A 24,369-nucleotide genomic window follows, 5' to 3' on the forward strand; every position below is an offset into this window, starting at 1 on the left:
CCTGGCACCCTATGCCGGGCTGCCTGCTGGCGCCAACAATTCGATCCTGTCAGCAGGCATTTGCTGCAAGGACCGAGTGGCGCCCGGGTCACAGCAGCTCCGCAAATTCTGGAGTACAGGGTCATTCTGCCTTAGATCTCCTGCCGGCACGGTTAGGTGAGACACAGCCATACTTCCCCGGCAAGCTGGGCCGAACTCACTGGATACGCAGAGCGGATGCGGACTGGCGGAACTGGGAAATGCGCAACCGCACAACCGGAAAGCCGATCAATTTTTCTTTGCACAACGGGCATCTGGCCAAATGGGGTTTGACTAAGCAGCCTTCAGCGCGCGAAGGTGGCTCAAAAAAACAGGGGAAAACACGATCTCATGAGTGCGTTGAACCAGCCGGGCGGACAATTCTGAATGCGCCCGCTGCTGTCCGTTGAAAATCTCAGCATTGGATTTGGCAAGGGCGGCTCCGTCGTGAAGGACGTGAGCTTTGCTGTGCAGCCAGGCGAAACACTCGCCCTGGTCGGGGAAAGCGGCTCGGGCAAAACGGTCTCTTGCCGTGCCGTGCTGCGCATCCTGCCGAAGGTGGCGCAGCTGCGGTCGGGGCGCATCCTGCTGGACAGCCGCGGCAGCCAGCTGGACCTGGCGACGCTGGATGAACGCCGGATGCGCGATGTGCGCGGCAACACCGTGTCGATGATCTTTCAGGAGCCGATGCGGTCGCTGTCGCCGCTGCACCGGATCGGCAACCAGGTGTCCGAGGTGCTTTGGCTGCACGGCCGCAAAAGCGAACGTGAGGCACGCAAGGAGGTCCTTGAATGCTTTGAGCGGGTCGGGTTCCCCGAGCCGGAACGCACCTACAGATCCTATCCCTTCGAACTGTCCGGCGGGATGCGCCAGCGGGCAATGATCGCCATGGCCATGGTGGCAAAGCCGGACCTGCTGATTGCGGATGAGCCGACCACGGCGCTGGACGTGACCACACAGGCTCAGGTGCTGGGGCTGATGAAAGAGCTGCAGCGCGAAAGCGGCATGGCGATGATCCTGGTGACCCACGACTTGGGCGTGGTCGCCAATATGGCAGAGCAGGTGGTGGTGATGCACAAGGGCCGGGTGATGGAATCCGGCCGTGCGGAACCGATGCTGCGCACCCCTGCCCATCCGTATACCAAGGCCCTGTTCAACGCCGCGCCGGAAATCCCGGATGAAGCGGTCGTTGCAATCCCGCCGTCACGCGATGACCTGATCATGGAGATGAAGTCGGTCTCCAAGACCTACACTTTAAGAGCCAGCAAGGGCTGGCAAGCTCCGACCCTGATCCACGCCTGCCGCGAGGTTGATCTGCGGTTAACCCGCGGAAAAACCCTGGCTGTTGTCGGTGAAAGCGGCTCGGGCAAGACCACAGCCGCACGAATTGCATTGGGGGCAGAACTTCCGGATCCCGGCGGTGAAGTACTGTTCCGCCCTGCCCCTGATCAGCCGGCGGTTACAGTGCACAGCATGGACCGTGCCGCGCGCACCGCCTTTCAACGGCAAGCCCAGATGGTGTTCCAGGACCCTTACTCCTCACTGTCGCCCAGGATGCGCCTTCAGGACACTTTGGTGGAACCCCTGGAAATCCACCGCATCGGTTCTCGTGCCGAACGCCGGGACAAGGCGGCGGACATGCTGCGGCTGGTCGGCCTGTCGCCGGACATGCTGAAACGCTACCCGCACGCGTTTTCCGGCGGTCAGCGCCAGCGTCTGTCGATCGCGCGCGCGCTGATGCTGGAGCCGGCGCTGATCGTCTGCGACGAGCCGACCTCGGCGCTGGATGTTTCGGTGCAGGAGCAGATCCTTCTGTTGCTGGAGGAAATCCGCGACCGGCAGAACCTGTCTTATCTTTTCATCAGCCATGATTTGGCCGTGGTCGCCCGCATCGCAGATGAGGTCGCCGTGATGCGGCGCGGATTGATTGTCGAGCAGGCGCCGCCGGAAACCTTATTCTACAATCCACAGCACCCCTACACCAAGGCGCTGATCGCGGCCCAGCCGGAACCTGATATTGACCGGCCCATCGACTTGAAACTGGTCGCCCAAGGCGCAGGCGCGCCGGACTGCTGGCCCGAGGAATTCCGCTTTAACGGGTCCGATGCCCCGCGTCTGGTAAACCTGAAACACCTGGAACCCGGTCATAAGGTGCGCTGCCATGCTTGATGCCCTGAAATCCTTTTTGGCGGCTGCTTTATGCCTTGCCCCGATTTCTGCCCTTTGCGGCCCCGAAGTGCAGGAAAGCAAATTCTGGAACTCCGAAGTCAAGGCGGGCTACTTGCCCCCGGTGGCCAAACGCCTGCCAGAGGTGCCGCTGGTGGTCGACCTGGCTGCCAAAGGCCGGGCCTTCGGCACTGAGGGCGGCACGCTGAACACAATGGTGACCCGTTCCAAGGATATCCGCCAGATGGTGGTCTATGGCTATGCGCGGCTGGCGGGCTATGACGAAAACTACCGGCTGCAGCCTGACATTCTGCTGGACTATGAGAACGAAAATAACCGGCGCTACACCCTGAGGTTGCGGCCCGACCATCGCTGGTCCAGCGGCGATCCCTTCACTTCTGCCGATTTCCGCTACTGGTGGGAGGATGTCGCCAACCACGAGCTGCTCAGCCCGGCCGGTCCGCCGGATTTCCTGCGCGTGAACGGCAAGCTGCCGCGCGTAAGCTTCCCGGACGAAGCCACAATCATCTATGAATGGGACGACCCCAACCCCAGCTTCCTGCACATGCTGGCCCAGGCGCGCCCGCCTTTCATCTACCGGCCGGCGGAATACTTGAAGCAATTTCATGCCGATTACGCTGACCCGGGCGTGCTGGAGGAAGAAGTCGACTATGCCCGCGTAAAGAGCTGGGCCGCGCTGCACAACAAATACGACAACATGTACAAGTTCGACAATCACGAGCTTCCAACACTGCAGCCCTGGATAAACGCCTCGCCCGGCAAGAAGATCCGCCATCAATTCGTGCGCAATCCTTATTACCACCGGATCGACAGCCGCGGCGTGCAGCTGCCCTATATCGACACCGTGGAAATGGAGATCGTGACTGCCGGCCTGGTTGCGGCCAAATCCAACGCCGGAGAGGCCGACCTGCAGGCCCGAGGCCTCGGCTTCCGTGATATTCCGATCCTGCGCAAAGGTGAAAAGGACGGCGCAAACTACAAGACATATCTCTGGGGGTCCGGTGCCGCCTCGCAGATCGCGATCTATCCGAACCTGAATGCCAAGGATCCGGTCTGGCGCGGGGTGCTGCGCGATGTCCGGGTGCGCCGGGCGCTGTCGCTGGCTATCAACCGCCGCGCCATCAACCGGGCGCTCTATTTCAATCTGGCCAAACCCGGCGCCATGACCGTGCTGGAGCAGAGCGAGTTTTTTGACCCTGCCCTGCGCGCCGCCTGGGCGGATTTCGACCCGGAGCAGGCCAACCGGCTGCTGGACGAGGTCGGCCTTACAGAGAAAGACGCTTACGGCATCCGCTATCTGGCCGACGGGCGGTTGATGGAGCTGGTCGTGGAAACAGCAGGCGAACGTCAGGAGGTCGAGAATGCACTTCAGATAATCTCGGACGATTGGCGTGATGTCGGGGTCAAACTGGTGATGCGCCCGCTGGATCGCGATATCCTGCGCAACCGGGTGTTTTCTGGCAGCACCATGGCGTCTGCTTGGTTCGGTTGGGATAATGGCTTGCCGCAGGTCTACACCTCGCCTGCCTATCTGGCGCCAACGGATCAGGTGTTCCTGTCCTGGCCGAAGTGGGGCCAGTTCTATCAAACCGGCGGCGACGCGGGGGAGCCGCCTGACATGGCCCCGGCCCGGCAGTTGATGGATCTCATGCAGGACTGGAACATGACCACGACTGATGCCGAGCGAGCCGCCGCCTGGCGTGCCATGCTGAAGATCCACGCTGATCAGGTTTATGCCATCGGCGTCGTCGCCGCCGCGCCGCAGCCTGTCGTGGTCAGCAACCGTCTGCGCAATGTGCCCAAACAAGCAATATGGGCCTGGGACCCCGGTGCCCATTTCGGCCTTTACCGTCCGGATGAGTTCTTTTTTGAGGATGGCCAGGGCTGATGGAAATTATGCGTTACGCCATTTACCGGTTTGGCACCATGCTGCTTACGCTTCTGGTGGTGTCGGTGCTGGTCTTTGCCATCATCAACCTGCCGCCCGGTGACTATCTGTCCAACCAAATTGCCGAGCTGCAGGCCACCGGCCAATCCGCAGGTGTCGCCAAGGCGGAATTCCTAAGGCAGGAATATGCACTCGATAAACCCCTATGGCAGCAATACATGATCTGGATGGGTTTTATGCCCGGCCCGCACGGGTTTTCCGGCATGATCCAAGGCAATTTCGGCTGGTCTTTCGAGTTCGACAGCCCGGTTGCCGATATTGTCGGCGACAGCCTTTGGCTTACAGTTCTGGTAAACTTGTCCGCCGTCGTCTTTGTCTATGCGGTGGCGCTGCCGCTGGGGGTTTTAGCCGCTGCCCGGGCCCGCACATGGATTGATTACACCTCGGCCTTTATCGGTTATCTGGGCCTCGCCACGCCAAACTTTCTGCTCGCACTGATCCTGTTCTACTATGGCCACCGCTGGTTTGATCTGCCGATCGGCGGGCTGATGGCGCCCGAATACGAAGGCGTGCCGATGAACTGGGACAAGGTGAAGTCCATCCTCGTCCACCTGATCGTGCCAACCTTCGTGATCGGCACTGCCGGCGCATCCGCTATGATGCAGCGGTTGCGCGCCAACATGCTGGATGAACTTGGCAAGCCATATGTGGAAACTGCCATCGCTAAGGGCATGAAACCATCGCGGATGCTGGCCAAGTACCCGCTGCGCGTCGCCTTCAACCCCTTTGTCGCTGACATCGGCAACCTGCTGCCGGCAATGATCTCAGGCTCGGTTCTGGTGTCGGTGGTACTGGGACTGCAAACCATCGGTCCGACCCTGCTGACCGCGCTAAAGACCCAAGACATGTTCCTATCGGGCTTCGTGCTGATGTTTGTCGCTTTGCTTACCTTGATCGGCACCATGGTTTCAGATGTTCTGCTGGTGCTGCTTGACCCGAGGATCCGGTATGAGGGACGCGGCGCATGACCCGGCTGCCTGATGGACGTTTTGTCGATGACGAACCTTTCGACCCGCAGGCCTCGATTCTGGAGCTGGAGCGCAAAGACCTGGACGCGCCCAACTGGCTGCTGGTCTGGCGCAAGTTCAAAACCCACAAACTGGGGCTGATCTCGGGCATATTCCTGTTGGTCGCCTATCTCATGATCCCGTTCGCCGGCTTCATCGCCCCCTACGGGCCGAACCAGCGCTTTTCAGAGCATCTGTATTCCCCGCCGCAATCAATCAAGCTGTTCCACGAGGGCGAATTCGTGGGACCCTTCGTTTACCCGATGACGTCCGAGGCCAATCTGGAAACCTTCCAGTGGGAATTCAGTCCCGACACCTCGCGTCCGCTGAAGCTTGAATTCTTCTGTGAAGGCAAAACCTATAATCTGGCCGGTATCATCGAAAGCAACCGCCATCTGTTTTGCGCAACCGAAGAGGCGACGATCTTTATTTTGGGATCCGACCGGCTGGGCCGCGATATCTTCAGCCGGGTTTCCTATGGTGCCCAGCTGTCGCTTACAGTGGGGCTGATCGGCATTTCCGTGTCCTTCGTTCTCGGCATCTTCTTTGGCTCAATGGCGGGGTACTTCGGCGGCAAGACCGATTGGCTGATCAACCGGGTGATCGAAGTCCTGCGGTCCCTGCCTGAGTTGCCTTTATGGCTGGCGCTATCAGCAGCGGTGCCCTCGAACTGGTCGCCGGTTGCGGTGTTCTTCGTCATCTCGATCATCCTCGGAATTCTTGATTGGCCAGGGCTTGCAAGGTCGGTGCGGGCGAAATTCCTATCCCTGCGCGAAGAGGAATACGTGCGCGCCGCTGAGATGATGGGGGCCTCTTCCGGGCGGGTGATCCGCAAGCATCTGCTGCCAAACTTCATGTCGCATTTGATCGCCTCGGCCACCTTGTCGATCCCGGCGATGATCCTGGGCGAGACCGCGCTGTCTTTCCTCGGCCTTGGCCTGCGCGCGCCGGCAGTCAGCTGGGGGGTGATGCTGAATGACGCGCAAAACCTGGCCTCGATCGAGATCTATCCCTGGACCGCGATCCCGATGCTGCCGATTGTGATTATCGTCTTGGCTTTCAACTTTCTTGGCGACGGCTTGCGCGACAGCCTGGATCCTTACCAGCAATGACCTTGCTCGCTGCCCTGCCCGTGCCCGGAAGCTACCATCTGACCGGCACAGGGCACTGGCGCAGTGCCTTTGCGGTCTCGGAGCTTGCCACTGCCTCAATCGCCGCAGTGGGGCTGGAACTGGCGCGGCTGGTGAATGCGCTGAACCTGGCGCCCGTTTCGCCGGAGGTCACGGTGGACCAGCGTCTGGCGTCACTCTGGTTCGGCTATAGCTTCCGCCCCGAGGGCTGGGAGCTTCCCAGCCTGTGGGATCCGGTTGCCGGCAATTATGAAACCGCCGATGGCTGGATCCGCCTGCACACCAACCTGCCGCACCACCGGCAAGCTGCCCTGAAAGTACTAGACTGCGCAGGAGATCGCGCGGCCGTGGCAGTTGCAGTGAAGCAATGGCGGGCCGGTCTTCTCGAAAATCAGATCGTGACCGCAGGCGGTGCAGCCGCCGCCATGCGCAGCCGCGCAGACTGGCTGGCGCACCCGCAAGGCCGCGCTGTTGCCGCCGAACCGCTGATCCACTGGACCTCACCGCGCAAGATCCAGCTGCGGGACAGGCTTCAGGCAACGGCAGACCGCCCGCTTGCCGGGCTCAGAGTGCTCGATCTCACCCGGGTTCTGGCCGGACCGGTCTCGACCCGCACGCTGGCCGGCTTCGGAGCTGAAGTGCTGCACATAGACCCGCCAGGCTGGGACGAACCGGGGATCATATCCGATATTTCGCTCGGCAAGCGCATGGCGTCCCTGGACCTGTGCAAGGTCCAAGACCGCCAGCGGTTTGAGGTGTTGCTGTCAAATGCCGATGTGCTGGTGCATGGCTATCGTCCCGGTGCGCTGGGTGGTCTGGGCTACGGCGCGGACGCCCGCCGCCGGATCGCTCCCAATGCGGTTGAAGTGTCTCTGGATGCCTATGGCTGGACCGGCCCCTGGGCCCTGCGGCGCGGCTTTGACAGTCTCGTGCAGATGAGTGCAGGCATCGCCGATACAGGCCGCGTCCAGGCCAGGGCAGACGATCCGCACCCTTTACCGGTGCAAGCGCTGGACCATGCCACAGGCTATCTGATGGCAGCAGCGGTGCTCTCGGCCTTGGCAAATGCTGCCCAAGGGGCAGCAGTGCCCGCGGCCCGCCTGTCGCTTGCCCGCACCACGGAACTGCTTGCCGGAATGCAGAAATCTGCCGAAGGACCGGATGTCACCAAACCGGCGAACAGCGACTTCACCCAGGAGATAGAAAACAGCGGTTGGGGGCCGGGCCGCCGCCTCGCTGCGCCGCTCGCCCTGAACACCAGCCAAATGCACTGGGACCGGCCCGCCTCCCGTTGCGGCAGCGCCCCGGCATGCTGGCCGGAATAGTCTATGAAGAAGGGGCGCTGCCCCTCTTGGCTTTCAGCCAATTCACCCCGGGGTATTTCCAACCAGAAAGAAACTGGTTTCCGCGGCAGCGGCTTCTCTTTGGGAGAAATACTCCCGCCGGAGGCTGCGGCGCGCGCAGCGCGGCGCCACGCCCACCCCCAAGCGGAGCGCGCAAGCGATCCGGCGCGGTGGCGGGAGAGCTCCGTTCGGGGTCAGCCGGCCTGCTCAGCGGTCATCGCCGCCCGGGCCGCCCATCTCGTCCAGAAGATCTTCGTCAATCGCTGCTTGCACTGCCCCCGCAGCAGCTTCTTTCTGCTTCGGCGTCATCTCATCGGCCTGGTCCGGCGCCAGCCGCACGGTGACCTCGCGATGGGCAAATCTGATGCCCTCGCGGGCAAACAATTCGCGGATCTCCTGGTACACACGTTTGCGGACAATCCACTGATCCCCCGGTTTGGTCATGAATTTCACGCGGATGATCATCGCCGAATCCTGCATCTCGATCACACCTTGGGATTTCAGCGGCTGGATAAATGTGTGCCCGACGACCGGGTCATCCATCAGCTTCTGGCCAAGCTTCTTGATCAGCTTGCGAACCTTCTCCACGTCAGTGTCGTAGGTCACGCGCATCGGCAGTTTCATCATCACCCAGTCACGCGAATAGTTGGTCAACACCTTAATCTCGCCAAAGGGAATCGTGTGCAGCGCGCCGAGGTGATGACGCAACTGGAACGATCGCACCGAGATCTTCTCGACCGTGCCCTTAACGTCGCCGATGTCGATGTATTCGCCTTTGCGGAAGGCATCATCGATCAAGAAAAAGGCACCGGAGAAGATGTCCCGCACCAGCGTCTGCGAGCCGAAGCCGACCGCCAGGCCGACAACACCGGCACCGGCGAACAGCGGGCTGACATTGATACCCAGTTCCAGCAGAACGATCAGCACGATTGAGACCAGCACAACCGCCAGGATCGCCCCTCGGAACAAGGGCAGCAGAGTGGCCAGACGGCTGGCGCCCCCGGCACCGCCTTCGTCACCAAGCTCGGCCTCCGAAACATCGCCGGTTTCCTCGTCGATCTTGCTGTCGATCCAGATCCGGAACAGGTGATAGACGATGTATCCGATGAACAGGATCACTGTCACATCGATCACCCGTTCGGCGGCCGTGGTTTCAGTCCATCTGGCGTCCGGATTCCAGACGATCACCAACGAATAGGCCCCAACCACAAAGGCCAGAATACCAGCGACTCTGCGGGCGAGATCCTGATATGTGGCAATCGGATGCCTGGAAGCAGGGGTTTCAGGGCCTTCCGCGGCAGTTTCCGCCTCAGGCGGAACAGCCTCTTCACCCGGCTGCCCAGAAGTGTCTGCCTCCTCCGCCACGGGCCTTTCCAGGCCGGCTGCCGCCAGTGCAGGCTGCATTCGGCGGGTGCGGTTGAAATAACGTTCGATGAAATAGTTGATCGCCCCGTAGACAATCAGGATCGTGGTCAGCACAAAATAGCTGCCCGCCATCAGCGGGATCGAAATATCCTTTTCCAGCACCAGGTCAAAAGCCAGTTTAAGCCAGCCAAAAGCCATGTAAGCCATCAGAACCGGCGCCCAGGCCACTGCCAGAACACGCACCAGCCAGGAACATTTTTCAGGCAGGCGGCCGGCGCGGATAGCGTTGGATATCGCGCGCCCGTTGACCAGTACCATCAGCAGATTGCCCAGCATCCCCACCAGCGCCAGAACTCCGTAAACCAGCGCATAGACATTATAGTTCAGACCGAAATCGCCGACCCAGGTGGCAAACAGCGTCGAGGAGATGTCGTAGGTCGCCAGCAGGGACGCCCAGATATAGAGCCGTTTTGCGTCCCGGTCTGAAAACACCGGTATCCGGTACTGAGCGAGGAACGGCGACAGCACCATCCGCCACAGATCGGACACCGTGCGGGCCAGAAAAAAGGCCGTATAGACAGCCGTCGCCGTGAATTCGATTGATGGGTCGCCCGAAGCGCCGAAGATCAGATAGGAAATGAGAGCCGCGAAAACCATCGCGAAAACAGTGGCGCCGATCCCCATCAGAAAGCGGTAGACAAGGAATGGCATCTTTTCCTGATAGCCTTCCGGGTTGGCCTGGATCCGGGCCACCACAAAGCGCTTGGCGATGCGCTTGCCGTAAATCTCTGTCGACAGCCAGCGCCCGATCAGCAGGAACAAAACACTCCAGCCCAGTACTTCGGCATAGGTCGTGATGCGGCCGTCCGGGCTGGTTTGGCGCAGAATGTACTGCATCTCAAAAATCGAATAAGGCAGCGCCTCAAGCCGGCTGTTCAGCTCCGCCCGAAAGGCGGCAACCCTGGACTGCGCTTTCATCAGCGCCGAAGGCTGCTCCATCGTGTCGGATGCAGGATGGTCCGTTTCCTGTTCCTCGTCCGGAGGCGCGTTCAGCAACTGGCCGCTGCTGTCCACCACGACCACACTGACACCGCTTTCAGCCGCCTGCTCGATTGCCCTGGACAGCCTATCCGCTCCGCCTGCCTCACTTTCCTGCGCGTCAGCGTGAGCCGCGAGCCCGATACTCAGCAGGCCGCAAAGGAGAACCCGAAACAAATACTGCAGCATGAACGCTTATCCTTTTGGAAACTTGCGCCAAATTAACCACGCGACGGAGCGTTGCGCAAATGGCGCGGGCGCAAATTCCTGTGCGCCGGGCAGCAAAGGCGCATGATTGCATGCGCACAGGCTCCGGGCTATACAAATTCATAATCCCGCCCCTTGGGGCGGACAGCTGCAAATCCTGGCCAGGCAGATCATCTTCCCGACCAGAACAGCAGCAAAGGCAAATACTGACCGTGCCCCCGCCGCAGCTGGCTTCAGGGGCGCGCAAACTGAGGCGGAAGATGGCGGAGCAAAAGAGCACGCGCCCGGGGACGAGCGGCAATACCGGCTGGCCTGGTTGCTGCGCCGCCGATCCCGGATTCCGGACATCCGCCGCCCGGCAACCCGATCAGGCAATCCAATGACGACCGCAAGCACCACACAGACAGCGGCGGGCACCGGCACACGCGGACCGCGGATCATGTTCTACAGCCACGACACTTTCGGGCTGGGGCATCTGCGCCGTTCACGCGCGCTGGCGGGTGCCCTCACCGCTGCCAACCCCGACACCTCGGCGCTGATCCTGACCGGTTCACCGGTTGCCGGCCGGTTCTCGTTTCCGACGCGGGTCGACCATGTCCGCCTGCCGGGTGTGATCAAGCGCTCCGACGGCTCTTATGCTTCGCGCACCATGGGCATGAGTATCGAGGAAACCGCTGACTTGCGCGCCGCGCTGATCCGCTCGACAGTGGAACAATACGACCCCGATGTGCTGGTGGCCGACAAGGAACCCACTGGTTTTCGCGGAGAGCTGATGCCGGCGCTGGACCTGCTGAAATCGCGGGGCCGCTGCAAGATGGTGCTGGGCCTGCGTGATGTGCTGGATGAGCCCGAAGTGCTGGCCGCTGAATGGGAGCGCAAGCACGCGGTTGAGGCCACCCGCGATTTCTATGATGAAATCTGGGTTTACGGGCCGCGGTCTGTCTACGATCCGACGGCGGGGCTGCCGTTCACCCCGCAGATGCAGGCCCGGATGCACTGGACCGGCTACTTGCGCCGCGACCTTGGCCAGGTGGGGGAGCCGCCCGAACAGCCCTATCTGCTGGTCACCCCCGGCGGCGGCGGCGATGGCGAAATGATGGTGGACCTGGTGCTGTCGGCCTATGAAGCCGACACGGAACTCTCCCCGCGCGCTGTACTGGTCTATGGCCCCTTCCTGTCCGGAGAAACCCGCGAGGACTTTGAAGAGCGTGTCGCCCGGCTGAATGGCCGGGTCACCGCTGTCGGTTTTGAATCCCAGATCGAAACCCTGTTTGCCGGCGCCCAGGGCGTTGTCTGCATGGGCGGCTACAATACCTTCTGCGAAGTCTTGTCCTTTGACAAACCCGCAGTGATCGTGCCACGCACCACGCCGCGGCTGGAGCAATGGATCCGCGCCAGCCGGGCCGAGGAAATCGGCCTCACCACTATGCTGGACGAAACCCGCGACGGGTGGAACGCCCCGGCGCTGGCCATGGCGATCCGCGCGCTGGCCAACCAGCCGCCGCCCTCCGCGGCCGGCTCCGAGGGCCTGCTGGACGGGCTGGACTATGTCACCCGCCGGGTGGACGCATTGCTGCAGAACTCACATCAAGAGGCCGCCGAATGAGCACGCCCCGCCCGCCGCTTGCGGTGGTGGTCAAGGGCTGGCCGCGGCTGTCCGAAACCTTCATTGCACAGGAACTGGTGGCCCTGGAGGCCGCCGGCCACGCGCTTGAGATCTGGTCTCTGCGCCACCCCACAGACGTCAAGCGCCACCCGCTGCATGCGCGGCTGCAGGCACCAGTGAACTACGTTCCCGAATACCTTTACGAGGAGCCAGAGCGGGTCTGGAACGCACGCGCGATGGCTCAACGGCTGCCGGGCTATGCTGAAGCCTATAGAATTTGGCGTGCCGATCTGCGCCGCGACCTGACACCGAACCGCATCCGCCGCTTTGGCCAGGCCTGTGTGCTGGCCGCAGAAATGCCCGCGGAAGTGCTGGGGCTTTACGCGCACTTCCTGCACACGCCGTCCTCCGTTGCGCGTTATGCCGCGATCATGCGAGGGCTGCCCTGGAGCTTTTCTGCCCACGCCAAGGACATTTGGACATCGCCGGATTGGGAGCTTAAGGAAAAGCTCTCCGCCGCCCATCACGGCGCGGCCTTTGGCGCCACGTGCACCGGTTTTGGCGCAAAGCACCTGCAACAGATGGCCGATACTCCGGACCGGGTCGATCTGGTTTACCACGGGCTGGACTTGTCGCGGTTCCCCGCCCCCCCTGAACGCGGGCTGCGCCAGCCGCAGGATCCGATCCGCTTCATGTCAGTAGGGCGTTTGGTTGAGAAAAAAGGCTTTGACCGGCTGATTGCCGCTCTGGCTCTGCTGCCCCCAGGGCTTGATTGGCACTGGACCCACATCGGCGGCGGCGGTTTAGGCGATTTGCTGCAGGGCATGGCCAAGGATGCGGGCATTGCCAACCGCATCACCTGGCGCGGCGCATGCGACCAGCCCGAAGTGATCGAGGCGATGCGCCGCTCGGACCTGTTTGTGCTGCCCAGCCGGGTCGCCGCAGACGGCGACCGCGACGGGCTGCCCAACGTGCTGATGGAGGCCGCCTCGCAGGCCCTGCCAATCCTGTCGTCTCCGGTTTCTGCCATCCCCGAATTCATCACCCATGGAACCCATGGCCTGCTGAGCAAGGACAGCCCTGAGGCGCTGGCCGAAACCCTGCTCTACGCTGCCCGGCACCCGCAACAGCTGGCAGATATGGCCGAGGCTGCGCTGGCCCGGCTGCGCAGTGATTTCGGCATGGACCCTGGAATTGCCCAGCTTTCAAGACGGCTGAGCGCGATGCTGCAAGGCAACTGACTGGACATGCAGCCGGGAGCCGGAAAGCGGGTTGCCTTCTACGCACCGATGAAGCCGCCGCATCACCCGGTGCCCTCTGGCGACCGCGAGATCGCCCGAAACCTGATGGGTCTGCTCACCGGCAGCGGCGTGGAGGTGCAGCTGGTTTCTGACTTGCGGATCTATGACAGGCACGGCGACGCAGCGCTGCAAGCAAGCCTGCGCGAGGCTGCACAAGCAGAGGCTGAAAGGCTGATCGCAAGCTTGCCGGAAACGGACCTCTGGGTCACTTATCACAACTACTACAAGGCCCCCGATCTGATCGGCCCTGCTGTCGCCCGTGCCCGTGGCATTCCCTATGTGCAGATCGAATCCACCCGTGCCATAAAACGCTTGACCGGACCATGGGCTGGCTTTGCCGAGGCTGCTCACGCCGCAGCCAACGCTGCCGCGGCGATCTTCTACTTCACGCAGCAGGACCGCTTTGCATTGGATCGCGACCGTTCTGGCGCTCAGGCAGTCGCCCATCTGCCCCCCTTCCTACCGCGGGATCAGCTGCCCGTAGCCTCGTCGCTGGACGGCCCGATGCTGACGGCCGGCATGATGCGTCCGGGCGACAAGCTGGACTCGTATCGCATCATCTCCGAAATGCTCTCTCATCTGCCTGGGGATTGGCGGCTGGACATTGCAGGCGACGGCCCCGCCCGCAGCGAAGCCGAGGTGCTGATGGCCCCTTACGGACACAAAGTGCGCTTCCTCGGCCAGCTTTCCCGCGAAGAGCTGGCAGCCGCCTATGGCAACGCCAGCCTGTTCCTTTGGCCCGGCGTCAATGAAGCCTTCGGCATGGTCTACCTGGAAGCTCAGGCCCACGGCCTGCCCATCGCAGCCCAGGACCGCCCTGGCGTCCGGGATGTGCTGCTGCCCTCAGGCTACCCGGCCCCGGAACAGGGTCCAAGAGCTCTCGCAGCCTTTACAGCACGCTTGCTTGCAAACCCCGCGCTGCGCGCCGAAGCTGGCAAGAATGCACGTGACCGTATTTCGTCCCGCCACCTTGCCCCCGCCGCGGCCCGGCAGTTCTGGGCAACCGTTCTGCCGCTGATGGAGACACACGCATGATCCGCCTCGCCCTTTTGCGTCATGGCCACACCGCCTGGAACCGCGCCGGCCGCATCCAGGGCCGCAGCGACATCCCGCTGGATGACCAAGCCCGCGAAGAGCTGCGCCGCTACGCCCTGTCCCCGGATTGGCAGCAGGCAGACCTTTGGTCCAGCCCTCTGGTGCGTGCCGCAGAAACCGCAGAGCTGGTTGCAGGCAGACCGCCCCGCACCGCACCGGAACTCATCGAAATGAACTGGGGTGTCTGGGAAGGGCTGCACGGGTTGGATCTGAAAGCCGCCCCAGCCAGCGGATTCCGCGATATCGAGGACTGGGGCTGGCACTACCGCCCGCCCGGCGGAGAATCCCCGGCAGAGGTCTGGACCCGCATTAAACCCTGGTTGCGCGGTCTGAAGCAGGACACAGTGGCGGTCTGCCACATTGGCATCATGCGGATGATCCTGGCCTGCGCCCATGGCTGGGATTTCGACGGCCCTGCCCCCTTCCGCATCAAGCGCAACCGGCTGTTTGTGGTCGAAATCAGCGGCTCCACCCTTATGCCTTGGCCCGAACCGGTCCGGCTGATCCGCAAGGATGCACCATGAAAGTCCTGATTGCCGTCACCCATCTGCTTGGCACCGGCCACCTGGCCCGTGCGCTGACGCTCGCGCGCGCCTTCTCCGCTGCCGGCCACAAGGTTCAGGTGGTTTCCGGCGGCTTCCCCGCCCCGCAGCTTGACACTGGCGGGACCGGGCTGATCCAGCTGCCGCCGTTGCGCTCTGACGGGGTGAATTTCACCCGGCTGCTGGCGGAGGACGGAACGCTGGCGAATGCGGCCTGCCTGATCCGGCGCCAAGATGTTCTCTGTGCAACTCTGAACGAAATGCAGCCTGATGTGCTGATTACCGAACTGTACCCCTTTGGCCGCCGTTCCCTGCGCAAGGAGTTTCTGGCGCTGCTTGACGCCGCCCATGCCTTGCCCCGGCGGCCCGTGGTCCTTTCCTCTATCCGCGACATTCTCGCCCCGCCCTCCAAGCCCGGAAAAGCGGACAAAGCCGATGCCGTGATCGCCCGGTTCTATGACGCGGTGCTGGTCCACTCCGACCCTGCGGCAACAAAGCTGGAGGCCAGCTGGCCGGTCTCCAGCATGCTGGCCGACAAGCTGCGCTATACCGGTTACGTTGCCCCTCCGGCTGCTGGCCTGCACCCGGAGCAGGCAGGCAGCGGCGAGGTGCTGGTCAGTGCCGGCGGCGGCAGCGTCGGCGCACCGCTTTACCAGGCGGCACTTGACGCAGCAAAGCTGATGCCGGACACGCCCTGGCGGTTGCTGGTTGGCGGATCAGACGCCCGCCAGCGCATCGCAGATTTTGCCAAGGCAGGCTCTCCCGCCCTGCTGGAACCGGCGCGCAAAGACTTCCGCCAGATGCTTTTCCATGCCGCTGCCTCCGTCAGCATGTGCGGCTACAACACAGCACTGGATCTGCTGCAAGCCGGCACGCCCGCTGTGCTGATCCCGTTTGATGCCGGAAATGAAACCGAACAAGGCCTGCGCGCCGCCAGCCTGGCCCCGTTGAACGGCATCCAGGTGGTGAAGACTGCGGACCTCTCGGCTGAGACGCTATGCGCTGCGGTCAAGGCGGTATTGCACGCACCGCCGCGGGTTACAGGCGGTTTCAGGTTTGACGGCGCCGCCCGGAGTGTGGAGATTGCCGCAGAACTTGCGGGAGGGCGCGAATGACACCGGATTGGAGCGGTCTGGACCGGGAACTGGAGCACTGGCAGACGGGGGGATTGACGCTGCCTTTGTGGTGGCGGGACGACGACGCGATGTCCCACTCGACCGAGCTGGAGCGTTTGACAGAACTGTCTGCGGACCTGGACCTTCCGGTGCATCTCGCGGTGATCCCGCACGGTGTCACCCCGGACCTTGGCCGTTTTGTTGCAGATCATCCGCAACTGATCCCGGTGGTGCATGGATGGGCACATCAGAACCATGCCCCTGCCGGCGAGAAGAAAGCCGAGTTTGGAGCGCACCGCCCGCTGGAGGAATTGCTGGACGACGCCGAACGCGGCCTGACCGCTCTGCAAGAGATGTTCGGCACCGGCTTGCGCCCGATGTTCGTGCCGCCCTGGAACCGGATCTCTCCGGAAATGCTGACCTGGCTGGCCGGTGCCGGTTTCACCGCGGTTTCCACTTTTACGCCGCGTAAAAGCGCCAAACCCGCCTCAGGGCTGCTGCGGGTGAACACCCACCTCGACCCGATCAACTGGAAAGGCGCCCGCAGCCTGGTGCCGCCGGAACAACTGATCAATCAGGTTGCATGCCAGTTGCGCGACCGCCGGCTTGGCGATGCCGACAATGCAGAACCTTACGGCCTTCTGACCCACCATCTGGTGCATGACGAAGCAGTCTGGGGTTTTACCGCCGCCCTTGCAAGGCGCCTGCTGGATGGCCCGGCAGAGGCCTGGATCTATGATGAAAGGATGTCCTGAATGAGCCGTCTTGATTCCATGCTGCGCCGCCTCACTGCCCAGCGCGACGGGTTGAACTGGGCCGCAGATCAGGTCATCCCGCTGGACGGCGATGTGCTGGACATGGGGCTTGGCAACGGCCGCACCTATGATCACCTGCGTGAAACGTTGCCCAACCGCCGGATCTGGGTCATTGACCGGCTGCTGCAGTGCCACCCCTCCTGCGTGCCGCCGGAACAGGATTTCCTGCAAGGCGAGGCAAAACCCATGCTGGAACGGCTGGCAGCCGAGGGGCGCAAAATCGTTCTGGCGCATTACGATTTCGGCTTTGGCATCAAAGAAAAGGACGTCGCCGAGGCTGCTGCGCTTTCCCCGGTTATTGGCCGGGTCATGGCGCCGGGCGGCATCATCGTTTCCGGCCAGCCGCTGGCGGGTTTTGAAGAACTCGATGGCCCGGACGGTATCCCGCCGGGGCGTTACATGTTCTATCGGCCCGGCTGATGCCGGTACACGCCCGGCCCTTTGGCCGGGCAGCGCACGCCCCGCCCCAAGAGGGCGGGCGCTTCTCCCCCTTCCGGATTGCGGGCTGCTTAGGCCACACGCTCACCGCGCGACCAGACTCCGCGCAGGGCGGGCGCGCCGGCTTTCAACCGGAACCGGATCAGATCAGCACGCTTGCCGGTTTCCAGCCGCCCGCGATCGCCCAGCGCGACTGCATCGGCCGGCGCATGGGTTACCGTGCCCAGGCCGCGCGCCATGTCGCCCCAGAGATCGCCCAGCTTAACGGCTGCCATCAGCAACGCCGCAGGGACATAGTCTGACGACAGAATGTCCAGCAGTTCCAACTCCGCCAGCTCATGCGCCGCCACATTGCCGGAATGCGAGCCGCCGCGGATCAAGTTCGGTGCCCCCATCATGACTTTGATCCCCTGCGCATGACAGGCCTGCGCGGCCTCAACCGTTGTCGGAAACTCCGCCAGGCTGATGCCATGCCGGGCTGAAACAGCCACTTGACCTGCTGTGGTGTCGTCATGACTGGCCAGCACGGCACCGAACCGCCTGGCGGCTTTCACCGCCTCAGCTTCATGCACGTCGCCATAGGTTTCGCGCAGCTCTTTCAGATGCGCAACATGTGCCTGAAAAGCCGCATCATCGAACCCATGCTTTCCCTTCACGTATTGCTCGAGTTTTGCGATATCGCGGAACTGCCGCTGGCCCGGCGTGTGATCCATCAGCGAAACCAGCCCTACACGGTCCGCATCTCCAAACGCATTCAGTTCATCAATCAGCGTATCGCTGCAAACTTCGGCCCGCAGATGCAGAAAATGCGAGATCTTCAGCGCGTCCGCAGCCCGCAGCTCCAGCAGTTCGGAGGCCAGCTGCCTGGCATAGGCGCCGTAGCGGCTTTCCCTGCGGCTGATCGACCCCACACGCATAGCATCAAACACCGTGGTGATCCCTGTGCCCGCCAGTTCCGCATCATGGGCGATGATGGCGCTGGCATGCGGCCAGTCCACTTTGGGCCGGGGCTGGATGTGACGTTCCAGATTGTCCGTGTGCAGCTCCACCAGCCCCGGGCAGAGGTAGTCGCCTTCGCAATCCACGGCTCCTGCCGGGATCGAGGCCCCTTCGGCAATATCAGTGATTTCACCGCCGGTGATTTTCACAACGCCGGTCCGGGTCTCGCCCGGCAGCACCAGCGTGGCATTGGCAAAGATCAATTCATCTGTCATCTGAACTTCACATCTTTCGAGCTATGGAAGGCCACGTTTAGGAGGCCAATGTGACATTCACGCGATACGCGATCTATTACGCCCCGCCTGCCGAGGCCGCGTGGAGCCGGTTTGCTGCCAGCTGGCTGGGCTGGGACATGGAAGCGGGTCTGGACCTGCCCCACCCGCAGGTTCACGGGCTGGATGTGGCGGCAATCACCGATGTGCCGCGCAAATACGGGCTGCACGCCACCCTGAAGCCGCCAATGCATCTCGCCGGGGGGCAGACCCGATCGGCGCTGGAGGATGCCTGCGCGGCGCTGGCCGCCTCGCAAAAACCGGTCACGCTGGATGGGCTGCAGCTGGCGCGGCTGGGCCGTTTCCTGGCCCTGCGCCCGGCCGGGGACGAGACCGCGCTGATGGCGCTGGCCGCCGCCTGCGTGACAAAGCTTGACCCGTTCCGCGCGCCCGCGTCTGAGGCTGAGCTGGAACGCCGCCGCGGCGCAGGGCTGAACCCGGAGCAGGAAGCAAACCTCAGCCGCTGGGGCTACCCCTATGTCCTGGGCCAGTTCCGCTTTCACATCACATTGACCGGCAAACTGCCCAAGCCGCAGCTGCCTGCAGTGCAAGACGCGCTCAACACGCATCTCCTCCCGCTGCTGCCTGCCCCCTTTGTAATCCGGGATCTGGCGCTGATGGGCGAGGCGCCGGACGGCCGGTTCCACCTGATCCATCGCTACGCCCTTTCCGGCTGAATGGCCGCCAGCGCGGCCTGCACCGCCGCGCTGAGCGCACCGCTGTTGTCAATCTCATGAACACGGCACAGCCCGTTGGGAAGCGGATTGGCGGCGCGCGTCAGACGGCGCCGTACCTCTTGCGCATCTTCCCGTCCGCGCGCCAGCAGACGGTCTGCCAGAACCTCCGGCGCGGCGGTCACTGACAACACGATGAAATCCCCGAACACGTCCTGTGCCTCCAGCAACACGGAACGCGAAAGATTCACGAGGACACCCCCCGAACCTTCCCGCAACTTTTCTATGTCGCGCGGGATGCCGTAGTGCAGCCCATGCGCCTGCCAGTGCAGGGCAAAGACACCATTCTCCGCTAGGGCGGAAAATTCGGCCTCCGTGACGGACTGGTAGTCCTCCCCGCCGGCCTCGGGCGCGCGGGTGATCACCCGCCGCATCAGCCGCAACTGGGGGCCGGAGACCGCCAGGGCAGACATCAAACTATCCTTGCCCACCCCCGATGGCCCGACCACCGCGATAACGGCCCCCTTTTCAGCAGGCACACTCATGCCGCGGCCTGGGGCGCAAAGCCCGACACATCCACAAACCAGTCGCAAACCTGTCGGCGCGCCGTCTCATCATGAAAAATGCCGATGATCGCCACCCCGCGCGCCTTGGCATCTTCTATCAAACCCAGCACGGTAGCGCGGTTCTGCGCATCCAGGCTCGCAGTCGGTTCATCCAGCAGCAGCGCCGGATAGCCATAAGCAAAGCCGCGTGCGATATTCACCCGCTGCTGCTCCCCGCCCGAAAAAGTGGTCGGGCTGAGGCTCCACAACCGTTCCGGAATGTTCAGCTGCGCCAGCAGCGAGGCCGCCGTGTCGCGCGCCAGTTCCAGCGGCGTTCCCACTGCCAGCAGCGGCTCGGCCACCACATCCAGCGCCGGCACCCGCGGCACCACCCGCAGGAACTGGCTGACATACCCCAGTGTCTCGCGGCGCAGCGTCAGGATCTCACGCGGCTCGGCCTTGGCAACATCGACGCCGCCCACCATCACACTGCCGGACGCTGCCAGATAGTTGCCATAGATCACCCGCATCAAGGTGGACTTACCGGCCCCCGAGGCCCCGGTCAGGCCAACGCATTCACCGGGCTTCACACTCAGCGTGGCGTTTTCCATCACCGGAATCGCCGCGCTGCCTTGATTATGCAGGGTGAAGCTTTTGCTTACATTGTTCAGTTCAATCATCATCCTGCCCTCAGACTTGCAGCACGCTGGAGACCAGCAGCTGGGTATAGCCATGCTGGGGATCATCCAGCACCTGATCGGTCAGCCCGGTTTCAACCACACGGCCATCCTTCATCACCATCAGCCGGTCCGCCAAAAGGCGCACCACCGCCAGGTCGTGTGTAACGATGATGGCGCTCAGCCCCATCTCGCGGACGAGGCCTCGCAATAGATCCAGCAGCCGCGCCTGGACCGAGACATCAAGCCCGCCGGTCGGCTCATCCATGAACACCAGCCGCGGGCCGGTCACCAGATTGCGGGCGATCTGCAGCCGCTGCTGCATGCCGCCGGAAAAAGCCGACGGACGATCATCAATGCGGCTTTCGGAAATCTCCACCCGGCCCAGCCAATCCGCGGCGCGCGCCCGGATCGCGCCATAGTGGCGGTCCCCCACGGCCATCAGCCGCTCACCGATGTTGCCGCCAGCGCTGACCGGCATCCGCAACCCGTCGCGGGCATGCTGATGCACAAACGCCCAGTCGGTACGGCTTAGCATCCGGCGCGCCGGTTCCGACATGGTGACGGTGTCCACAGGCCCATCACCGCGGGTGTCAAAGATCACCTCGCCCCGGTCCGGCGTCAGATGGCCCGCCAGGCTGTTCAGCAGGGTCGACTTGCCAGAACCGCTCTCGCCCACGATCCCCATCACCTCGCCAGGGTAGAGGTCAAAGCTCACATCCGTGCAGCCGATCCGGGCGCCATAGAGTTTGGCGATGTTCTTCACTTGCAGCAAAGGTGTCATCACGCTGCCTCCTCACCCAGGCGTCCGGTATGGCCTGCGTTGCGCCGCGAGCGGCAGTAATCTGTGTCGGAGCAGACAAACATCCGGTTGCCCGCGTCATCCAGGATCACCTCATCCAAGTAGCTGTCTTCCGCTGCACACAGGTCGCAAGCATGATCTGCCTTGCTGGCTTCGAACGGATAGTCCTCAAAATCCAGACTTACGACTTTGGTATAGGGCGGCACCGCATAAATGCGCTGCTCCCGGCCTGCGCCGAACAGCTGGATCGCCGCCATTTCCATCTTGGGGTTGTCAAATTTCGGGATCGGCGAAGGGTCCATCACATAGCGCCCCTCTACCTTCACCGGATAGGCATAGGCGGTGGCAATCGCACCATGCTGGCTGATGTCCTCATAAAGTTTCACGTGCATCAGCCCGTATTCCTGCAAGGCATGCATCTTGCGGGTCTCGGTTTCGCGCGGCTCAAGGAAGCGCAGAGGTTCCGGGATCGGCACCTGATAGACAAGAATCTGATCCTCGGTCAGCTCCGCCTCGGGGATCCGATGGCGGGTCTGGATTATGCTGGCCTTTCCGGTTTCCTCGGTGGTTTCAACGCCCGCAGTCTTTTCAAAGAATTTGCGGATCGAGACCGCGTTGGTGGTGTCATCAGCGCCCTGGTCGATCACTTTCAGCGTATCATCCGGCGTCAGCGTGGCGGCCGAGACCTGCACGCCGCCGGTGCCCCAGCCATAGGGCATCGGCATCTCGCGGCTGGCAAAGGGCACCTGATACCCCGGCACAGCCAGCCCTTTCAGGATCGCCCGGCGGATCATCCGCTTGGTCTGCTCGTCAAGATATGCAAAGTTGTAGCCGCCAGCATCCGCCAGCCGATCTTCATAAATCATTTCCTACTCTCCCGGCACACGGAGGTTTCCATGGATCCTGTGAGTTTCTGTTCTGGCCTGGCCATTGGACTGGCGTTTCTTGGCATTGCATACTTTCTGGGGCGCCGCAGCGCCGGAAAAGGCTGTAAATAGGTCATTCCGCGGCCTCCCGCGCAGCCAGCGTCTCTGCCAGCTCCGCCGCTTCCCTGCGCAGCTTGCGGACCAATTCCAACTCGGACTGGAAGTCCACATAGTGCGGCAGCTTGATATGCTCCAGAAAGCCGGTGGCCTGGATATTGTCGGCATGGCACAGGACAAATTCCTCGTCCTGTGCGGCAGCGCCGACGTTGTCCTCGCCCAGTTCCTCCCAGCGCAGCGCACGGTCGACCAGCGCCATGGCGATGGACTTGCGCTCTGACTGGCCGAAGACCAAACCATAGCCGCGGGTGAACTGCGGCGGCACCGTCTTGGAGCCCTTGAACTGGTTCACGGTCTCGCATTCAGTCAGCTCCACCTCGCCGATTTCAATGGCAAAACCCAGCTCCGGGATTTCCATCTCCACCGGCACCGTGCCGATGCGCAGCTCACCGACAAAGGCGTGGTTGCGGGCATAGCCGCGCTGGGTTGAGTAAGCCATGCCGAGGATAAAGCCCTCGTCCCCGCGGGTCAGCGACTGCAGCCGCACCGCACGGTCCGCCGGGAAGGACATCGGCTCGCGGGTCAGATCCCCCGGCACCGCGTCCGAGGACGGCTCACGCTCAATGATGTCCTCGCCCAGCAGGAAGTCGGCGATATGCGGCGTTGTTTCCATGCGCGGCTCTGCAACCGGAGCCTGCGGCACTTCGCCCTCTGCCGCCAGTTTGAAATCCAGCAGGCGGTGGGTGTAGTCGAAGGTCGGCCCCAGCACCTGACCGCCCGGCGCGTCTTTAAACGTTGCTGAAATCCGCCGGTCGCAGGCCATCCCGCCGGTTTCCACCGGCTGCGTATACCCAAACCGCGGCAAGGTGGTGCGGTAGGCGCGGATCAAAAAGATCGCCTCAATCAGATCGCCGCGCGATTGCTTGATCGCCAGCGCCGCCAAGTCCGGATCGTACAGGGATCCTTCCGCCATAACCCGGTTCACCGCCAGGCCCAGCTGTTCGCGGATCTGGGCGAGGGAAAGTTCAGCAACATCCGTGTCGCCGCGGCGCTTTTCCGCCAGCCAGGCATGGGCGTTGTCAATCGCCCGCTCACCGCCTTTTACTGCCACATACATCGTTCAGGCCTCCGCGCTGATTTGGGCGGACCGGGGCAATGCAGCCACCTGTGTCCCGCAGGTAAAGAACAAATCCACCCCCAGCGGGTAAAGCAGCGTGTTGTTCTGCAAAGCCGCCATACCGGGCAGCGCCATCTTTGCGGTGTCCTTGATGCCGGGTCCCGACAAGACGGCATTGGCCGCGCCGAATCCCGGCATTTCCACAATCAGGGTGGCAGAGCGATCCGGATACTCCGGCGTCCCAATGCGGAAGCGGTCAAGCGGCGTCAGCGCTGCCCAGCTGCCGAGGGCGAAATCCGCCAGCTCCGCCGCTACGATAGGCGCGCCGGTGTGAAAGGCCAGCCAACCGCGCAAGACTTCGCTATCCACATCCGGGGCCAGATAGACGCCGGTTTCCGGATCACAAAGGGTCAGCAGCAGGCTGCCTGCGGCAACCGAAATCCTCTCGGGCGGGACGGCGCCGGTGATCCCTTCGATCCGGCCAGGCCGTGCCATCGCATTCATCGCTGCGCGAAACGCTTGGGCCGAAACCACCGGCGGATTGCTGAACCCGCCGGCATAGGCCGTGTTCTGAAGCTGCTGCGGCATCAGTCCTCTCCCCGCACCATTGTGAAAAACTCAACCTTGGTCGCTGCGGCCTTGGCGGCCCGGGCCGTCTTGCGGGCCTTGCCTTCGGCGGCCAGCGGTTCCAGCACCGCGGCACGCAGGCTGGCCGCCGCACCAGTCTGCATCAGCGCATCGATCTTGGCGGCTATTCCGGCCTTTGCTTTGCTGCGGCCTTGCACATAGCCGTGGCCAACCGTTCCGTCCTCCAGCGCCAGCGTACAGCGGGTGACGGTCATCTCACCCAGATTGAACGAGGCACCGGACCCGCCCATGCGGCCCTGGACCATAACACCGCCCGCCTCCGGTGCGCGCAGCCATTCACAAGCCGGATCGGCCCCGTATTCTTGCCACAGCTCAGCGAGCCGGTCCTCATCAGCAGCGGCCAGCAAGCTCATCCAGCCCTTGCGGTCTTCTGCAAAAAAATTCGTCTTCATTTGTCTAAGCCTCTTGGCCAGGTTGTCTACATATTCTATACAACTAGACAAATGATACTTGAATCGCCCCCGCCGGCGCAATCCAAGACTTGTGAAAGTTACATG

The 24,369-nt window shown here is 62.8% G+C and carries 22 protein-coding genes; 13 read left to right on the top strand and 9 right to left on the bottom strand.

Annotation, left to right across the window (positions count from 1 at the left end; translation table 11 throughout):
• Positions 1-405 precede the first annotated feature (405 nt).
• From A2I95_RS07600 to A2I95_RS07620, 5 genes are read left to right on the top strand one after another with little or no spacing between them, the layout of a single operon-like run.
• Positions 406-2,187, top strand: a complete 1,782-nt coding sequence (locus A2I95_RS07600) for an ABC transporter ATP-binding protein (protein WP_291729193.1) — start codon at positions 406-408, stop codon at positions 2,185-2,187.
• Positions 2,180-4,093, top strand: a complete 1,914-nt coding sequence (locus A2I95_RS07605) for an ABC transporter substrate-binding protein (protein ID WP_291729194.1) — start codon at positions 2,180-2,182, stop codon at positions 4,091-4,093. Before A2I95_RS07600 ends, A2I95_RS07605 begins: the two co-directional genes overlap by 8 nt.
• On the top strand, positions 4,093-5,121 hold the full coding sequence (locus A2I95_RS07610; RefSeq protein WP_291729195.1) for an ABC transporter permease: 1,029 nt from the start codon (positions 4,093-4,095) through the stop codon (positions 5,119-5,121). Before A2I95_RS07605 ends, A2I95_RS07610 begins: the two co-directional genes overlap by 1 nt.
• The gene (locus A2I95_RS07615; protein ID WP_291729196.1) at positions 5,118-6,272 is read left to right on the top strand and encodes an ABC transporter permease; all 1,155 of its coding nucleotides are present in this window, start codon (positions 5,118-5,120) and stop codon (positions 6,270-6,272) included. The genes A2I95_RS07610 and A2I95_RS07615 overlap by 4 nt, the downstream gene beginning before the upstream one ends.
• Complete coding sequence (locus A2I95_RS07620) at positions 6,269-7,615, top strand: CoA transferase (RefSeq protein ID WP_291729197.1); 1,347 nt, start codon at positions 6,269-6,271, stop codon at positions 7,613-7,615. The genes A2I95_RS07615 and A2I95_RS07620 overlap by 4 nt, the downstream gene beginning before the upstream one ends.
• 225 nt (positions 7,616-7,840) lie before the next feature.
• Here A2I95_RS07620 and A2I95_RS07625 read toward each other — a convergent pair whose 3' ends face one another.
• Complete coding sequence (locus tag A2I95_RS07625) at positions 7,841-10,225, bottom strand: mechanosensitive ion channel family protein (RefSeq protein ID WP_291729198.1); 2,385 nt, start codon at positions 10,223-10,225, stop codon at positions 7,841-7,843.
• Between the two features lie 397 nt (positions 10,226-10,622).
• Here A2I95_RS07625 and A2I95_RS07630 point away from each other — a divergent pair, with 397 nt between their 5' ends.
• Genes A2I95_RS07630 through A2I95_RS07660 form a run of 7 tightly spaced genes read left to right on the top strand, consistent with a single transcriptional unit; the run spans position 10,623 to position 17,137 of the window.
• The gene (locus tag A2I95_RS07630) at positions 10,623-11,849 is read left to right on the top strand and encodes a glycosyltransferase (RefSeq protein ID WP_291729199.1); all 1,227 of its coding nucleotides are present in this window, start codon (positions 10,623-10,625) and stop codon (positions 11,847-11,849) included.
• The gene (locus tag A2I95_RS07635; RefSeq protein ID WP_291729200.1) at positions 11,846-13,090 is read left to right on the top strand and encodes a glycosyltransferase family 4 protein; all 1,245 of its coding nucleotides are present in this window, start codon (positions 11,846-11,848) and stop codon (positions 13,088-13,090) included. The genes A2I95_RS07630 and A2I95_RS07635 overlap by 4 nt, the downstream gene beginning before the upstream one ends.
• A gap of 6 nt (positions 13,091-13,096) precedes the next feature.
• Positions 13,097-14,185, top strand: coding sequence for a glycosyltransferase family 4 protein (locus A2I95_RS07640; protein WP_291729201.1), 1,089 nt, complete (start codon positions 13,097-13,099; stop codon positions 14,183-14,185).
• Positions 14,182-14,769, top strand: coding sequence for a histidine phosphatase family protein (locus tag A2I95_RS07645; RefSeq protein ID WP_291729202.1), 588 nt, complete (start codon positions 14,182-14,184; stop codon positions 14,767-14,769). The genes A2I95_RS07640 and A2I95_RS07645 overlap by 4 nt, the downstream gene beginning before the upstream one ends.
• Complete coding sequence (locus A2I95_RS07650) at positions 14,766-15,902, top strand: glycosyltransferase (protein WP_291729203.1); 1,137 nt, start codon at positions 14,766-14,768, stop codon at positions 15,900-15,902. Before A2I95_RS07645 ends, A2I95_RS07650 begins: the two co-directional genes overlap by 4 nt.
• The gene (locus tag A2I95_RS07655; RefSeq protein WP_291729204.1) at positions 15,899-16,657 is read left to right on the top strand and encodes a polysaccharide deacetylase family protein; all 759 of its coding nucleotides are present in this window, start codon (positions 15,899-15,901) and stop codon (positions 16,655-16,657) included. The genes A2I95_RS07650 and A2I95_RS07655 overlap by 4 nt, the downstream gene beginning before the upstream one ends.
• Complete coding sequence (locus A2I95_RS07660; RefSeq protein WP_291729205.1) at positions 16,658-17,137, top strand: class I SAM-dependent methyltransferase; 480 nt, start codon at positions 16,658-16,660, stop codon at positions 17,135-17,137.
• 89 nt (positions 17,138-17,226) lie between these two features.
• Here the strand turns inward: A2I95_RS07660 and A2I95_RS07665 are convergent, their stop codons facing one another.
• Positions 17,227-18,369: an alpha-D-ribose 1-methylphosphonate 5-triphosphate diphosphatase gene (locus A2I95_RS07665; protein WP_291729206.1), complete on the bottom strand. Its 1,143-nt coding sequence runs from the start codon at positions 18,367-18,369 to the stop codon at positions 17,227-17,229.
• 50 nt (positions 18,370-18,419) lie between these two features.
• Here A2I95_RS07665 and A2I95_RS07670 point away from each other — a divergent pair, with 50 nt between their 5' ends.
• Positions 18,420-19,103 (top strand): DUF1045 domain-containing protein, encoded by a 684-nt coding sequence (locus A2I95_RS07670; protein ID WP_291729207.1) that lies wholly within the window; start codon positions 18,420-18,422, stop codon positions 19,101-19,103.
• Here A2I95_RS07670 and phnN read toward each other — a convergent pair.
• The 7 genes from phnN to phnG all read right to left on the bottom strand — a co-directional run bounded on the left by phnN (position 19,085) and on the right by phnG (position 24,264).
• The gene (gene phnN, locus A2I95_RS07675; RefSeq protein ID WP_291729208.1) at positions 19,085-19,645 is read right to left on the bottom strand and encodes a phosphonate metabolism protein/1,5-bisphosphokinase (PRPP-forming) PhnN; all 561 of its coding nucleotides are present in this window, start codon (positions 19,643-19,645) and stop codon (positions 19,085-19,087) included. The genes A2I95_RS07670 and phnN overlap by 19 nt on opposite strands.
• Positions 19,642-20,325: a phosphonate C-P lyase system protein PhnL gene (gene phnL, locus A2I95_RS07680; protein WP_291729367.1), complete on the bottom strand. Its 684-nt coding sequence runs from the start codon at positions 20,323-20,325 to the stop codon at positions 19,642-19,644. The genes phnN and phnL overlap by 4 nt, the downstream gene beginning before the upstream one ends.
• A 10-nt stretch (positions 20,326-20,335) precedes the next feature.
• A complete protein-coding gene (gene phnK / locus A2I95_RS07685; protein ID WP_291729209.1) occupies positions 20,336-21,106 on the bottom strand; it encodes a phosphonate C-P lyase system protein PhnK in 771 nt (256 codons plus the stop codon).
• Entirely contained in the window at positions 21,106-21,990 is an 885-nt protein-coding gene (locus A2I95_RS07690; protein ID WP_291729210.1) for an alpha-D-ribose 1-methylphosphonate 5-phosphate C-P-lyase PhnJ, read from the bottom strand. Before A2I95_RS07690 ends, phnK begins: the two co-directional genes overlap by 1 nt.
• A gap of 133 nt (positions 21,991-22,123) precedes the next feature.
• A complete protein-coding gene (locus A2I95_RS07695; RefSeq protein ID WP_291729211.1) occupies positions 22,124-23,224 on the bottom strand; it encodes a carbon-phosphorus lyase complex subunit PhnI in 1,101 nt (366 codons plus the stop codon).
• 3 nt (positions 23,225-23,227) lie between these two features.
• Positions 23,228-23,812 (bottom strand): phosphonate C-P lyase system protein PhnH, encoded by a 585-nt coding sequence (gene phnH, locus A2I95_RS07700; RefSeq protein WP_291729212.1) that lies wholly within the window; start codon positions 23,810-23,812, stop codon positions 23,228-23,230.
• On the bottom strand, positions 23,812-24,264 hold the full coding sequence (gene phnG, locus A2I95_RS07705) for a phosphonate C-P lyase system protein PhnG (RefSeq protein ID WP_291729213.1): 453 nt from the start codon (positions 24,262-24,264) through the stop codon (positions 23,812-23,814). The genes phnH and phnG overlap by 1 nt, the downstream gene beginning before the upstream one ends.
• Between the last annotated feature and the right edge of the window lie 105 nt (positions 24,265-24,369).

The organism is Leisingera sp. F5 (genome assembly GCF_001593695.1).